The sequence below is a fragment of the Methanococcus voltae PS genome (genome assembly GCF_024807035.1).
In the GTDB taxonomy this organism is placed as follows: Archaea; AGJL01; Methanococci; order Methanococcales; family Methanococcaceae; genus Methanococcus; species Methanococcus voltae.
The window spans coordinates 1-14,341 of the sequence record NZ_JANUCQ010000001.1 but is presented as its reverse complement, the minus strand read 5'-3'; the positions used below and the strand labels follow the sequence as shown (position 1 = coordinate 14,341).

Genomic DNA, 14,341 nt, shown 5'->3' with positions numbered 1-14,341 from the left:
TATTAAATTATCATTTATATTAGTATGATATATTATATAAAATATGCTAAAATAAGATACAAATATTTACCAAAAATTTTAAAATACTTTATTAAAATAAAATTAAAATGTTGAATAACGTGATAATATGGAAAATTATGACAATATATTAAAAAATATGAACTTAAAATTTAGAAATATAGACAATAATAAGTTAATATTGGCAATTGTCAAAAGTACGGAAAATTTAGTATTAATGACTGCCTTTATGAATGAAGAATCCCTTAAAAAAACTTTAGAAACTGGATATATGCACTATTACTCCACCAGTCGTCAAAAACTTTGGAAAAAAGGAGAAGAAAGTGGAAATATTCAAAAAGTGCTAAACATATATAGAGATTGTGATGGCGATGCATTATTATTTGAAGTAGAGCAGACCGGATGGGCATGCCATGAGGGTTATATGTCTTGCTTCCATAATAAAATACAAAAAGATGGTAGTTACAAATCTTTTGGAACTAAATTTGATTAATGAAACCCCAAAAGAATAAAAATTAGGCAAATTAAAAATAAAATAATAAAAATATAATAAAAATATAATAAAAATAAAATAAAATAATTAAAAATAAATTATTTGTTAGGATAAATTATCTTATCCTCTGTTATAATTGCAGTTATTAATTCAGGTGGCGTACAATCGAAAGCATAATTAATCACAGGCACACCTTCAGCTACTATCCTAACACCATCTATATGAGTAACTTCTTCGTCAGAACGTTGCTCTATTTCTATATTTCCCACACTATTTTCAAAATCAAATGTAGAATATGGTGCTGCTACATAAAATGGTATGTTATGATATTTCGCTAAAATTGCCAACGAATAGGTACCTATTTTATTAAATACATGGTAATCAGCCAATATTCTATCGGCTCCAACAATTATTTTGTCCACTTTTCCTTGTTTCATTAAAAAACCTGCAGTATTATCGGATATGGCGGTTACAGGGATGTTTTCATAATTTAGCTCAAAACAAGTTAACTTAGCTCCTTGTAATCTTGGTCTTGTCTCATCAGATATTACGGATATATTTTTTCCCGCATATCTTGCAAATCTAATTACACTTAATGCAGTGCCGTATGCAGACGTAGCAAGAGCCCCGGCATTACAATGTGTCAATATAACATCCCCGTCCTCAAATAACGTTTGACCAAGTTTCCCTATCTTTTTACACAATTCAACGTCTTCTTCGTGTATTCTTTTTGCTTCGTCCAACAAACTAATACCATTTTTATGAGAATCCATACATTTATCTAAAGCCCAGAATAAATTTACGGCTGTTGGTCGCGTTAATTTTAATTCATCGTATGCTTTTTTTATGAAATCAGTTGAAGAATTTTCCAACTCTGCCAAAGCCATTCCATAAGCTGCAGAAACCCCTATAGCTGGAGCACCTCTAACAACCATGTCTTTTATTGCTAAAGCTACATCTTTATAAGTTTTACAGGTAAAATATTCTAATTTAGCAGGTAATTTCCTCTGGTCAATCAGTATAAGTTCTTTATTCTCTTCATTCCAAATTATAGGCCTAATATCGTTCATAGTATCCATCAGTGCTCCAGTTGTTTTAATAGTCATAAGTTGCTATTTTAAATAGGTCTTTAAAATGTATATTATTATGATAGTATAAAAAATAATATAATCGAAAATAACCATAATATTAACTACGAATAATACTGATGATTTATGATACTAGTTTGGTGATTTTTTGAAATTTGTAAAAGAATTGATATCTTATGAAGATGCTAAAAAAATAACTTTTCAAGAGTTAGATGAATTTATAAGAGATAAATATAAAGAATTTAATTTAAATGATTGTTTAAACAAAATATGTCATGAAGATATAGTATCGCCTGTAGATTTACCATCATTTAATAAATCAGCTATGGATGGATATTCTGTAATTGCAGAAGATGTTTTTGGAGCAAGTGATAATAATCCAATAATTTTAGAAAAAATAGAATTCGATGAAGAAGAAAATTCAAAATTTGAAAGCAAAAATACCGTAGGAGATGAAAATTTTGAATTAATAAATGGTTTTGCCACTAAGGTATCTACAGGTACCAAAATTCCCGAAGGCTCAAACGCTGTTGTTATGAAGGAATATGTTAAAGAATATGATGATTATATCGAAGTTTATTTAGGAGTTCATCCTTTTGAAAATGTTTCTAAAATAGGGGAAGACCTTAAAAAAGGAGATATAATAATTAAAAAAGGCGAAATTATCACTCCCTATCATATTGCACTATTGGCGTCAGTTGGAATAAAAAAAGTAAATTGTACTTATTTAAAAATAGGAATATTATCTACGGGAGATGAATTAATTAGCCTTGAAAATTATGGCAAAGAAGTAAATAATAAAAATGATGAACTCAAAAAAATAAATATGGACTATATATCCAAAACTGGCTCCATCATAAATTCCAACTCTGTTATGTTAAAAAGTTTATTAAAAAATTGTGGATTTGATGCCAAAGCTTACGACCATGTTGAAGATAACCCCAAAGAAATTGAAAAATGTATTTTAAAAATACTTTCAGAAAATGATATACTTATGACTACAGGAGGTACTTCTGTAGGCGATAGAGACTATACTTTTGAAGAAATTAGCAAATTAGGAGAAATACTGTACCACGGTATTAAAATAAGACCTGGACGACCAGTCGGTTTCTCTAAAATCGAATTAGGAAATCAATCAAAATTTATTTATATATTATCGGGATATCCCGTAGCTGCAGCCGTGCAGTTTGAATTATTGTTTAACCAGTATTTCAAACCATTGAAGACATTGAAAATTCCATTAACTCGTAATTTTGCTTCTTCCCTTGGTAGAACAGACATTATGAGAATAAAGCTTACATATGATTCAAATTCAAAAAATACTAATTCAAAGCTATTTGCTGAACCTTTAAGAATATCAGGTAGTGGGGTAATTTCGTCATTATCTTCGGCAGATGGTTATGTTATAATTGATGAAAATATTGAAGGTTATGAAAAAGGAGATATTGTAACCGCTCACCTATTCAAAAAGTGAAAATATGTTACCATTGATAGCAATCAATATATTGATTTCTTTATTTATGGGTTATAATTCAAATGTAATGTCGTTTAAAAAAATACCCTTAGTTATCTTAATTAACGGTATTATCTACTATATTGCTTATGTTGCGCTAAATAACTTTAATAATTTATATATTAACCTACAGGGTGTAGATATTGGTTTAATTATAGAAATTATATTAATATCATATATGGGATACTATTTAGGTGCATATACTAAACTATTCATAAAAAAAGATAGATATAGTAGATAATAACTAAAAATCAGTCTAATTTTTTATAACAAACGTATTCTAAAAGAATATTAAACTAAATCTAAAAAATATAAATATTGGAAAAATAAAAAATAAAAAATAAAAAATCAATTTATTTTCTTCTTTTAATTTTTACAAAGTCACCCAATGTAAATGACTCTTTTTTAACTTTTGTATCTTCATAACCTTCAGAATCTTCATAAAGGTTTATTCCTAAACTATTTTCGAGTTTTTTAACGTATTTTTCTTCAGGTTCTAACTCCCCACGTTCTAATTTATGAAGGGTAGATTCTTTCATACCAATTTTTAAAGCTAATTCCTTGATAGTTATGTTCCTTCTCTCTCTTGCTTTACGAATTACGTCACCATAATCTTCTACGACAACTTTTAAGTCATCAAACATATCTTTCTTATGCCCCATAGGTTTTTTAGCCTTTTTAGGCCTATCTGAAGAGACAGGTACTGCATTGTTTAAAGAGTATCTTGAATAAGTTTTTGGAGATTTGCCAAACTTAGCACACTCTTTACATAACAACATTTCAACCCCCTCTATTTTTGACTTATAAAGTTCTGAAGTAATTTTACCGCAAAGTTCACATTCCATATTATCACCTTTTATATACTAATTATATTGAATTATACTAAAATATGTTCTAAGATATATACTATTCTATATTATATTATAGAATCAAAAATCTATTAATTATATATAGTTTAAGTACTTATTTAATTATATATCTAATTTTATAATTTATAGTACAATTATAATAATTCAATTAAATATATAAATACAATAACTCAAAATAATATTAAAAATATATAAGTAGTATATTAAAAATATATTAAATTATATATTTAATAAGTAAATATTAATTAAATAATTATTAAGAATATAATTTAAAGTGTATTGAAAATTTAAGTATTTTTATAAAATATTAAAATAAGGATACCTCTTTAAAAATCGAGGAGGAATAACATGAACTATCCTGAAGATTATTCAAGCGAAATAAATGACTTAGACCTTGATGAATACAAGGAAAGAAATTACATCATGGACTTAGAAAATAAAATATTAAGAGCCGAATTAAAGAATAAAGACATATCTAGAGAAAATAGTCAGCTTAAAAAAGAAAACGAAATCTTAAAAAGAGAATTAGATAAATTAAGAATTCCCCCTCTTATAATGGGTACCGTAATCGATAAAATAAGCTCTCGAAAAGTAGTTGTTAAAAGTTCTACCGGCCCTAACTTCCTAGTAAACATTTCCCAGTTTGTAGATCCTGAAGAAATAGTACCTGGCGAAAGAGTTTGTTTAAATCAACAAACCCTTGCAGTAGTCGAAGTCTTATCCAAAGAAAAAGACTATAGGGCTATGGCTATGGAAATAGAAGAAAAACCTAATATAACATTTGAAGAAATTGGTGGGTTAAGTAATCAGATTAGAGAAATAAAAGAAGTAGTAGAATTACCATTGAAAAAGCCTGAATTGTTTGAAAAAATAGGGATAGTACCACCAAAAGGTATTTTATTGTACGGTCCACCAGGAACTGGTAAAACGCTCCTTGCAAAAGCTGTTGCTTATGAAACTAATGCCTCATTTATTAGAGTGGTAGGCTCCGAATTAGTTAAAAAGTTTATCGGAGAAGGTGCCAAGTTAGTTAGAGATGTTTTTAAATTAGCAAAAGAGAAATCGCCATGTATCATCTTTATTGACGAGATTGATGCTGTTGCCAGTAAAAGAACTGAATCACTAACTGGTGGAGATAGAGAAGTTCAAAGAACTTTAATGCAATTGTTGGCCGAAATGGATGGTTTTGACTCTAGAGGCGATGTAAAAATAATTGCAGCTACAAACAGACCTGATATCTTAGATTCTGCCATATTAAGACCTGGTAGATTTGACAGGATTATTGAAATAGCAAATCCTGATGAAGAAGGTAGAATTGAAATATTAAAGATACATACCTCAAAAATGAATTTAAAGAATATAGAATTAAAAGATGTTGCCAAATTAACTGAAGGAATGGTTGGTGCAGATTTGAAAGCAGTTTGTACCGAAGCAGGTATGTTTGCGATTAGAGAAGATAGAGAATATATTAAATTAAAAGATTTTGAAGAAGCTATCGACAAAATTAAAAGCAAAACCACTCCAAAAGAAGAAATAAGACCACAAGTATCTTTAATGTATGGGTAAAATAATAAAAATAAAGTATATAATAAATTAATCAAATAATTAAGTAATTAAATAGATTATATGACTTAAATAATTTTCATATAATCTTAGTCAGACTTTTAATCTTTATTTTTTTAATCTTTAAAAAATAAATTAATTTCTCTTTTTGCACTTTCTAAACTATCTGATGCGTGTATAACATTATGAGGCGTGCTTAATCCATAATCTCCCCGTATAGTACCCATACTTGCTTCCCAAGGCTTTGTAGCTCCCACCATAGTTCTCACATTTTTTACCGCGTCGTTACCTTCAACAACCATTGCTATGATACGACCTGATTTCATAAAAGATATTAAGTCATTATAGAAGTCCTTACCTTTATGCTCTCCATAATATTGCTCTAATAACTCATCATCCAATAATAACATTCTTAATTCAACAATTTCAAATCCTTTATCTTCAAATCTTTGAATTATTTTTCCAGACAATTTTCTTTTTACTGCATCAGGTTTTATAGCCACAAAAGTTCTTTCTATCATTTTATATCCCTCGAAAATATGATTTATAAATACATAAATTATAATTTCCCCCAAATATTAATGTTTTTATTGAAATTAAAACATAAATAATAATAAATAGTAATTTTAAAATTATGATTTCAAATTTCAATACAGTTTTATATATCAAATAGACTAAAGAGTATTATAGAATAATATATCAAATATAGTACATTATAGATGTTAAAATGGTGAATTATGATTACAATTATAATGGGAAGTAAAAGCGACATTAAAATTGCTGAAAAAGCAACCAAAATTTTAAAGGAATTCGATGTAAAGTATACCGTAAACGTAGCTTCTGCACATAGAACACCTGCTTTAGTTGAAAAAATTGTAAAAAGCTCAGAATCCTCTGTATTTATAGCTATTGCAGGACTTGCTGCTCATTTGCCAGGTGTGGTGGCTTCAATGACAACAAAACCAGTTATTGCAGTTCCCGTGGAAAGTAAACTCGATGGATTAGATGCATTATTAAGCGCTGTTCAAATGCCTCCGGGAATACCTGTAGCTTGTGTAGGTATCGATAGAGGAGAAAATGCTGCAATATTGGCATTACAGATGTTATCAATTTCAAATGAAAAAATTGCTGAAAAATTAGCAGAATATAGAGAAACTCAAAAAAACAAAGTATATGACGATAATTCAGAGATTCAAAAATTATTGTAACTGATTATTATTATATTTTGATATATTTATTAAATACGCTAATCTTATTTATTTATCCCATAACTATTTTTATTTTAAAATTCTAATAAATATTTATATTTGAATTTATATTATTAGTAGAGTAATCAATTCTAATAAAATTATAATTTACAGAGTCTCATTTATAAAAATAAATAAACTATTCTTTAAAGTATAATTTATTATGTATTCTTTATTGTAATTTATAAGTTATATGCTCATAATGGTGATATTTTTGGATTTAAACACTGACTTAAAAAATAAAAAATATGAAGGGTTGCCGACGTTTGAGGAATTAATCGACGAAAAGATAACCTTAGATACCTGTGTCGTTATTGACGGCAGGATAACGGAACTTATCAAAAATAAGAAATTGAAAAATTGTGAAATAATAGTTCCAGAAGCCGTTGTTGCGGAGTTAGAGGCTCAAGCGAACAAAGGTAGAGAAATTGGATATATGGGCATTGAAGAATTAAAAAAACTGTCCGAAATAGTTAAAGATAGTGATAGTAATTTAATTCTGACATACTATGGCGAAAGACCAAATTTAGAAATGGTTTCACTTGCCAAAAGTGGTGAAATAGATGCCTTAATTAGACATGTGGCAAAAGAAAAAGATTCAATATTACTAACAAGTGATTGGATTCAGTACAATATTGCAGTTGCCCAAGACATAAAGTCTTACTACTTGAAAGTTGCTACGGAAAAGGTAGATTTATTATTAAAAGATTATTTTGATGAAAATACTTCTTCAGTCCACTTAAAAGAAGGATGTACGCCATTTGTTAAAATAGGAAAACCCGGTAGTGTTGTATTAAGACCATTCAATACCGAAATACTATCCAAGGGTAAAATGGAATATATAATCGATAATATTTTACGATATAGTGAACAAAATAACGGTTTAACAGAAATACAAAAAAGAGGGGCTACTGTATTACAGCTTGGAAATCTAAGAATTTCTATATCAAGACCTCCATTCTCAGAAGCTTTGGAAGTTACTGCTGTTAGACCTATTGCAAAAGCCACCCTTGAAAGTTATAATTTACCAGAACAGTTGAACGAAAAATTGAAAAAAGCTGAAGGTATTTTTGTTTCTGGTGCACCAGGAAGCGGTAAATCAACATTTGTTTCCGCGCTTGCAGAAAGTTACCAATCGCTAAATAAAATTGTTAAAACCATGGAAAGTCCAAGAGATTTGCAAGTTGGCAATGAAATAACACAGTATGCACCATTAGAAAATAAAATGGAAAATACCTGCGATATATTATTATTAGTAAGACCCGATTATACAATATATGATGAAGTAAGAAAGACAAAAGATTTTGAAATATTCGCAGATATGAGGATGGCCGGTGTTGGTATGGTTGGGGTAGTGCATGCCTCAAAACCTATAGATTCTATCCAAAGGTTAATTGGAAGAGTCGAATTAGGTATAATACCTCAAATTGTAGATACTGTGATATTTATTGAAGACGGAAAAGTTGGAAAAGTATACGAAGTTGAGTTTAATGTAAAAGTACCGTATGGTATGAAAGAATCAGACCTTGCAAGACCTATTATAGAGGTCGTAGACTTTGAAACTAAAATGCCAGAATATGAGATATATACATATGGGGAACAAGTTGTAGTAATGCCAATAAAACAGCAACGAACTGAGACACCGGTTTTCAAGTATGCAGAAGATAAACTAAAAGACGTTTTAAAAAAATTACTGCCTAAAAAATGCTACCCTGAAGTTTCGATAGTCAATAAAGACACTATTGAAATAAAAGTTTCTGAAAAATACATTCCTGCAATTATTGGGAAAGGGGGAAAAGAAATTTCAAAACTTGAAGATACGTTAGGTTTAAAAATAAATGTAAGAGAAAAAGTTATGAACAACGAGCCTCTTGCAGACTATCCAACATATGAATACGTAAATGATTATGAAATGACCAAATTAGTTGAAACCGGTAAACATATTGTAATAGAAGCAGGCGAAGATTACATTGGTTCAAATATTAAAGTATACGTTGATGGGGATTATATTTGCACGGCTACGGTAAATTCAAGTGGTAATGTAAATATTAATAAAAAAACAAACGTTGGAAAAGAACTTCAAAAAGCAATGAAAAAAGGTAAAGATATATATATTGATTTTTAAATGAATATATCTTTCAAAATTATTTTCTATTTTTATATAATTCAAAAGAATTGAACTTTTTTAAACAGTTATATATATTAATTTAAACGCTATTACATACTAACAAATGAATAAGAAATATGACCTAATAAAAATAATAAAAATAATAAAAATAATAATATTAAGTTTATTTAAAAATAATTAAGGTGTTTTAATGAAAGAAATTACAATTTATTCCCCTGCAACCTCTGCAAACTTGGGTCCAGGTTATGATATATTTGGTCTTGCACTTAAAGAGCCATATGACTTAGTAACTGTAGAAATAATAGAATCATCCTGTAAATGTTGTGAAAAGGTGAAAATAAGTGTTTCAGGTGAAAAAGCTGAAGAAATTCCCTTAGACCCTACACAAAACACCGCTGGTGTTGTTGCTTTAAAAATGATGGAAGACTTCAATATTCAAGAATGTATACATATTAAAATTCAAAAAGGAATAAAACCAGGTAGTGGATTAGGTAGCAGTTCTGCATCTTGTTCAGGTGTCGCTGTAGCAGTTAATAAGTTGTTTGAGTTAAATTTAGACGATTTAAAATTGATAAAATATGCATCATTGGGTGAAGCAGTTGCTGCAGGAGCTCCACATGCAGATAATGTTGCACCAGGTATAATGGGTAATTTTACACTAACAACTAGTTATGAACCATTAGAAGTATTAAACATTCCTTTAGATATGGATGTTGTTGTCGCACTCCCAAATATCCAGGTTAGCACCAAAGAAGCTAGGAAAATATTACCTCAAGAAATTCCCCTCTCAAAAATGGTTAACAATGTGGGTAAAGCTACAGGTATGATTCATTCAATATATAATAAAGATTTTGAAAATTTGGGAAAATATATGATGGGAGATCAAGTTGTAGAACCCTGTAGAGCTACATTAATACAAGGATATGATGAAGCAAAAGTTAAAGTTAAAGATTTTGCACATGGGATTACCATTAGTGGCTCAGGACCTGCGATAATTGCAATACCTAAAAATAAAGAATGTAGCTCCGAAATCGCAAAAATATTTAAAGAAATTTGGGATTGCCCAATTTACGAAACTAGCGTTGGTAAAGGGGCTTATGAAATTAAAAAATAACTAAAAATAGTAATATAATGAAATAAAAAATAAAAAATAAGAAATAAAGAATAAAGAAAAATAAAAATTTAAAGATATAATATACAATAATTAATTTATTTTTTTAGCTTAAATCTATTATCCTATTTAATTCTTCATTTTTGAAGATTTTAACTTTAGAACCTTCTTCTGTTTTTACGTCGTTGTTATATTCATAAACTTCGTACGTATTATCATCCATTGCCATTATTGTGTCGTCAGAAACTGAAATTATAGTGGCAGTTTGGCATTCTGAAGACTTGCATACTAAATAAGTATTCTTTTCAATTTCATTCCAGTTTAAACTTATTTTTTCAGAATTATCCAATACTTTTAGATGTGTTTTATCTTCAGATATGGCAGTTACCACACATATTGCTTCGTTATATGCGATAACATCGCCTATTGCGTATTGGGGTATCCTTATTGATACGGTTATCCGGTATTGATCTTTACCAGTATCTTTATCTACGCCCACTAATTTGGCAGTCTCTAGAGATTTACCGCCATATTTTGTTTTTATTGCAGAAGCGATATTTCTTATAGCTCCCATAGAACCCATCTGGTAATCTAAACCTTCTTTTTGAATTATAAATTTAGATATAAATGACATCCTATCTTTTTTAAGTCTTCTTACTACTTCTTCCCGTACAAAATCATCCAATTCAACCCTTTCTTCTTCAGATAAAAAACGACCCATTGCTCTAACTTGTAGTGTTCCTTCATAATAATTAGACATACATCTTGAACATCTTGGACATTGTACCATGGTTAAATAAACTATAACTTCCTTTTCTTCAGTCCTATCTCGTTTTTCACCAATCAATCTACCCTCTGCGATTATCGTGACTGGTATTTCAACCCTCGAGTGTTTGCCTCCAGGTAATTGCTTAGCCTCTTTTGGAATTATTTGCACATCGATAGATTTATTTGATTTTTTTAAATTATCTTTAACTGCAAAATATGCAATTTCGTCCATTATTTCGTAAGTATCTTCACTTTTCGGGTCACACCATAGTTTTCTTTTATACGAACCACACATATGGCAAACTTCGATAGTTATTCTATCGTCAATATTAAACAAAGGGTTTAGCTGACTATAGCACAAATTACATAATCCATCTAATAATTCCCCTTCATGACCACAACGATAGCAAAATGAACCTTTTGCGTTATTAGAGCCACTATCTATAGTAATTTTATCATTATTTGACATTATTCCACCTATTAAATATATTTAGTAAATTATATTCTCAAGAATTAAAACTAAATCATATATCTATGAATAAAAGAATTTTTAAGTATAAATTAATATTAAGCAGAATTACATACAAAAATAATCAAAGTAAGAACCAAAATTAAAAATAAATTTAAAATCAGCATTATTTTAATAAAATATGACATATGAAGAATTTAAAAAAGTATTATTTAGATAATACTAATTAATTTTATAATGTTTTAACAGGCTTCATAGCACCGCAAGCAGTACATTTTAAGAAATGAATTCTTCCTTCTTTAATTATCTTAGTATCTGGTTTTCCACATTCTGGGCACAGTACGTATTCATTTACAAAGTTTTGTATTTTTTCATTTACTAATCTGTAACCAAATTTACCTTGTAATATTAATCTACTACCTTCTAAATCTCCCGCAGTACCTAATTCTTTCATTACGTATTTGGAGAATTCGTGTGCATCTCTTTCAATAAATTTAGCCAATTCTTTGAAGTTTTTAATAATTGTTCTATTACCTTCTACAAAGCTATCTGCCTTAGGTATTTCAAACCTTATATCTTTAAAAACGTCTTCTGGCAACTTACTTCTTGCCCTGTCCAATAATTTTTCGTAATTGTAGTCCAAATAAATCACCATTTTAGGAAAGTTATCCTTTTTGAAAAATAATTAAAAATTAATAATATTAATAATATAATTTGAGTAATATAATTGATTAGTATATAATCATATTTATAAATTAAAAATATGGATTAAATTAGCGTTAAAATTTTTTACTTAAACTTAGGCATATCTATAATGTTACTACATTACTAACTATTAATTTTAATTTTTTTATAGATAATAGTAATTACTTATTTATATAATTGATTGTGCACATAAAAAATCCGTGGTGCATTATAGTATTGCATAACTTATTTAATTAAAAAATATAATACTATTAATTATGTTAAATTATTATAAAATATTTAAAATTATCAAATTACGGTATTTGATATATGACTAATGACATATATATTAATATATTTACATTTAAAACTAAAATTAAAAATTTAAAGAAAATTAAAAATTAAAACTAAATAAAAAAATTAGGGGATTTTATGAGAATTGGATTTTACAATATTCAGGGCGGAACCGGAAAAACAACCATTTCCGGCAATATTGCATACTATTTGAGCAGTAAAGCAAAAACACTCTATATAGACTGTGATATTTATGCAGGAACTAGCTCTTTGCTTTTTGGATTTGAAGATACGCCATATACTCTAAATTCTTACTTATCGGGAAATTTAGATATTACAGATATTATACATAATTATGATGATTTGGACGTTATAATATCAGATACTAGTCCTAATTCATTCAATACAGATTTAAATCAGCGTAGAATGGTAGATTTAATCTATGAATTAAATAATAAGTACGATATAATAATCATCGACTTACCTCCGAACATTGTTGAAGGTAGTTTATTATTTTCTTCCTTGAATCTTGATGAAAAAATAGTAAATAAAATGATAGTTATCGGTGAAGATAGTATTCCTGGAGTTATAAATACCATCAAAACAAAAGAATTACTTTACGCAATAGATATAGATTGTATAGGGGTAGTTTTAAACAAAAATAGAAATATAGTAGAGTTTGAAGGAATCTTGGAAGATATCATTGCAGTTTTACCTTATGAAATTACTGTGGAAGACCAGTGGATAAAAGGAGAACCTATAGTATTGTCTAGAAACAAATTCAGTAAAGAATTATCAAATTTAGCTGAAGATTTAGCAGAAATATATATTAAAAAAGATTTAGCATCGACTAGAGCTTTAAAAGTAGCTAAAGATTTAAAAGACAATAAAAGTAATGTTAAAAAATAAGTGAAAATTCCATAGTAAATATATTGAAATTAATCAGATGAAATATATATCTGTAAATAGTTAAATTATTAAAAAATTATTAAAAATTATTTATAATATAATTCTAAATATATGGTGAAATAAAATGCTTACCAAAAGAATAATACCTTGTTTGGATATTAAAGAAGGTAGAGTTGTTAAAGGAACTAATTTTTTAGGATTAAGAGATGCTGGAGACCCTGTTGAATTATCAAAAATATATGATGAACAGGGTGCTGACGAATTAGTCTTTTTAGACATTACTGCATCTTTTGAAAAAAGAGACATAATAATTGAAGTTGTAAAAAAAACTGCTGAAAAAGTTTTCATACCTTTAACTGTAGGGGGCGGTATAAAAACAGTGGACGACTTTAAAAAGATATTAAGAGCAGGTGCTGATAAAATATCCATAAATACATCTGCAGTTAAAACCCCTCAATTAATATCTGATGCATCCGCTATTTATGGCTCACAGTGTGTTGTGGTGGCCATGGATGTTAAAAAAACATATATTAAAGCAGACGAAATTAAAAATGACATTGAAAACGAAGATTCAAATAATTACAACGAAATTAAGGGCTTAACCTACAAAAATATATATGAAGATTCGAAAGGTAAATTTTGGTTCCAAATTTATATATATGGGGGTAGGGAAGCTACAAACATCGACGCAATTACTTGGGCCAAAAAAGTTGAAGAACTAGGCGCAGGGGAAATACTACTAACCAGTATGGATGCAGATGGAACAAAAGAAGGCTATGACATTCCTTTAACTTCAATAATTTCCAAATCAATCAAAATACCAGTAATTGCAAGTGGTGGTTGTGGTAACATAGCGCATGTTAAAAATGTTTTTAAACAGGGTTTAGCAGATGCTGCTCTTATGGCTAGTATATTACATTATGGAGAATATACAGTTCAAGAAATTAAAAAAGAGATGTTTGAAGAAGAAATACCAGTTAGATTATAATATATAATCTAATTTTATTTTTTTTAAAATAATATTCGTATATTTAAATTAATAAATATATTTGCCTATAAAAAAATAAAATTTTTTAACATTATTGAGATAAGCTCTCATATCTTTAAGTGTCCAGAATATCTTTTATCACTTGAACTATTAGTATTAGCGGGCTTAATGCCTCGGAAAACCTTGACACTTACACCCC

General features: G+C 28.4%; 14 protein-coding genes. 9 read left to right on the top strand and 5 right to left on the bottom strand.

Going from position 1 to position 14,341, the window contains the following annotated elements; translation table 11 throughout:
- Nucleotides 1-127 precede the first annotated feature (127 nt).
- Nucleotides 128-511, top strand: coding sequence for a phosphoribosyl-AMP cyclohydrolase (gene hisI / locus M2325_RS00070; RefSeq protein WP_209590009.1), 384 nt, complete (start codon nt 128-130; stop codon nt 509-511).
- A 98-nt stretch (nt 512-609) separates the two neighbouring features.
- Here hisI and mtnA read toward each other — a convergent pair whose 3' ends face one another.
- Nucleotides 610-1,581, bottom strand: a complete 972-nt coding sequence (gene mtnA / locus M2325_RS00065; protein WP_209631710.1) for an S-methyl-5-thioribose-1-phosphate isomerase — start codon at nt 1,579-1,581, stop codon at nt 610-612.
- A gap of 166 nt (nt 1,582-1,747) precedes the next feature.
- Between mtnA and M2325_RS00060 the strand changes: the two genes are divergently transcribed.
- A complete protein-coding gene (locus M2325_RS00060; protein WP_209590008.1) occupies nt 1,748-3,073 on the top strand; it encodes a molybdopterin molybdotransferase MoeA in 1,326 nt (441 codons plus the stop codon).
- Between the two features lie 4 nt (nt 3,074-3,077).
- Nucleotides 3,078-3,353: a hypothetical protein gene (locus M2325_RS00055; RefSeq protein WP_209590007.1), complete on the top strand. Its 276-nt coding sequence runs from the start codon at nt 3,078-3,080 to the stop codon at nt 3,351-3,353.
- A 112-nt stretch (nt 3,354-3,465) separates the two neighbouring features.
- On the opposite strand, the gene M2325_RS00050 is transcribed toward M2325_RS00055, so the two are convergent.
- A complete protein-coding gene (locus tag M2325_RS00050) occupies nt 3,466-3,957 on the bottom strand; it encodes a multiprotein bridging factor aMBF1 (protein WP_209590006.1) in 492 nt (163 codons plus the stop codon).
- Between the two features lie 372 nt (nt 3,958-4,329).
- Here M2325_RS00050 and M2325_RS00045 point away from each other — a divergent pair, with 372 nt between their 5' ends.
- Complete coding sequence (locus M2325_RS00045) at nt 4,330-5,547, top strand: proteasome-activating nucleotidase (protein ID WP_209590005.1); 1,218 nt, start codon at nt 4,330-4,332, stop codon at nt 5,545-5,547.
- Between the two features lie 113 nt (nt 5,548-5,660).
- Here M2325_RS00045 and M2325_RS00040 read toward each other — a convergent pair whose 3' ends face one another.
- Entirely contained in the window at nt 5,661-6,065 is a 405-nt protein-coding gene (locus tag M2325_RS00040; RefSeq protein ID WP_259050473.1) for a nucleoside-diphosphate kinase, read from the bottom strand.
- Nucleotides 6,066-6,281: 216 nt separating this feature from the next.
- On the opposite strand from M2325_RS00040, the gene purE reads away from it, so the two are divergent.
- The 3 genes from purE to M2325_RS00025 all read left to right on the top strand — a co-directional run bounded on the left by purE (nt 6,282) and on the right by M2325_RS00025 (nt 10,033).
- Nucleotides 6,282-6,752 carry a 5-(carboxyamino)imidazole ribonucleotide mutase gene (gene purE / locus M2325_RS00035; RefSeq protein ID WP_209590003.1) on the top strand — a complete coding sequence of 157 codons (471 nt, stop codon included), beginning with the start codon at nt 6,282-6,284 and terminating at the stop codon, nt 6,750-6,752.
- A gap of 241 nt (nt 6,753-6,993) precedes the next feature.
- Nucleotides 6,994-8,916, top strand: coding sequence for a PINc/VapC family ATPase (locus tag M2325_RS00030; RefSeq protein ID WP_374759648.1), 1,923 nt, complete (start codon nt 6,994-6,996; stop codon nt 8,914-8,916).
- Between the two features lie 193 nt (nt 8,917-9,109).
- Nucleotides 9,110-10,033, top strand: coding sequence for a homoserine kinase (locus M2325_RS00025; RefSeq protein ID WP_209631685.1), 924 nt, complete (start codon nt 9,110-9,112; stop codon nt 10,031-10,033).
- A gap of 103 nt (nt 10,034-10,136) precedes the next feature.
- Here the strand turns inward: M2325_RS00025 and M2325_RS00020 are convergent, their stop codons facing one another.
- Together M2325_RS00020 and M2325_RS00015 are read right to left on the bottom strand one after the other, a co-directional pair.
- On the bottom strand, nt 10,137-11,267 hold the full coding sequence (locus tag M2325_RS00020) for a 60S ribosomal export protein NMD3 (RefSeq protein WP_209590000.1): 1,131 nt from the start codon (nt 11,265-11,267) through the stop codon (nt 10,137-10,139).
- A 232-nt stretch (nt 11,268-11,499) separates the two neighbouring features.
- Nucleotides 11,500-11,922 carry a translation initiation factor IF-2 subunit beta gene (locus M2325_RS00015; RefSeq protein WP_209589999.1) on the bottom strand — a complete coding sequence of 141 codons (423 nt, stop codon included), beginning with the start codon at nt 11,920-11,922 and terminating at the stop codon, nt 11,500-11,502.
- 461 nt (nt 11,923-12,383) lie between these two features.
- On the opposite strand from M2325_RS00015, the gene M2325_RS00010 reads away from it, so the two are divergent.
- Together M2325_RS00010 and hisF are read left to right on the top strand one after the other, a co-directional pair.
- Nucleotides 12,384-13,154: a MinD/ParA family ATP-binding protein gene (locus M2325_RS00010; protein WP_209589998.1), complete on the top strand. Its 771-nt coding sequence runs from the start codon at nt 12,384-12,386 to the stop codon at nt 13,152-13,154.
- Nucleotides 13,155-13,278: 124 nt separating this feature from the next.
- Nucleotides 13,279-14,142 (top strand): imidazole glycerol phosphate synthase subunit HisF, encoded by an 864-nt coding sequence (gene hisF / locus M2325_RS00005; protein ID WP_209631686.1) that lies wholly within the window; start codon nt 13,279-13,281, stop codon nt 14,140-14,142.
- Nucleotides 14,143-14,341: the final 199 nt, after the last annotated feature.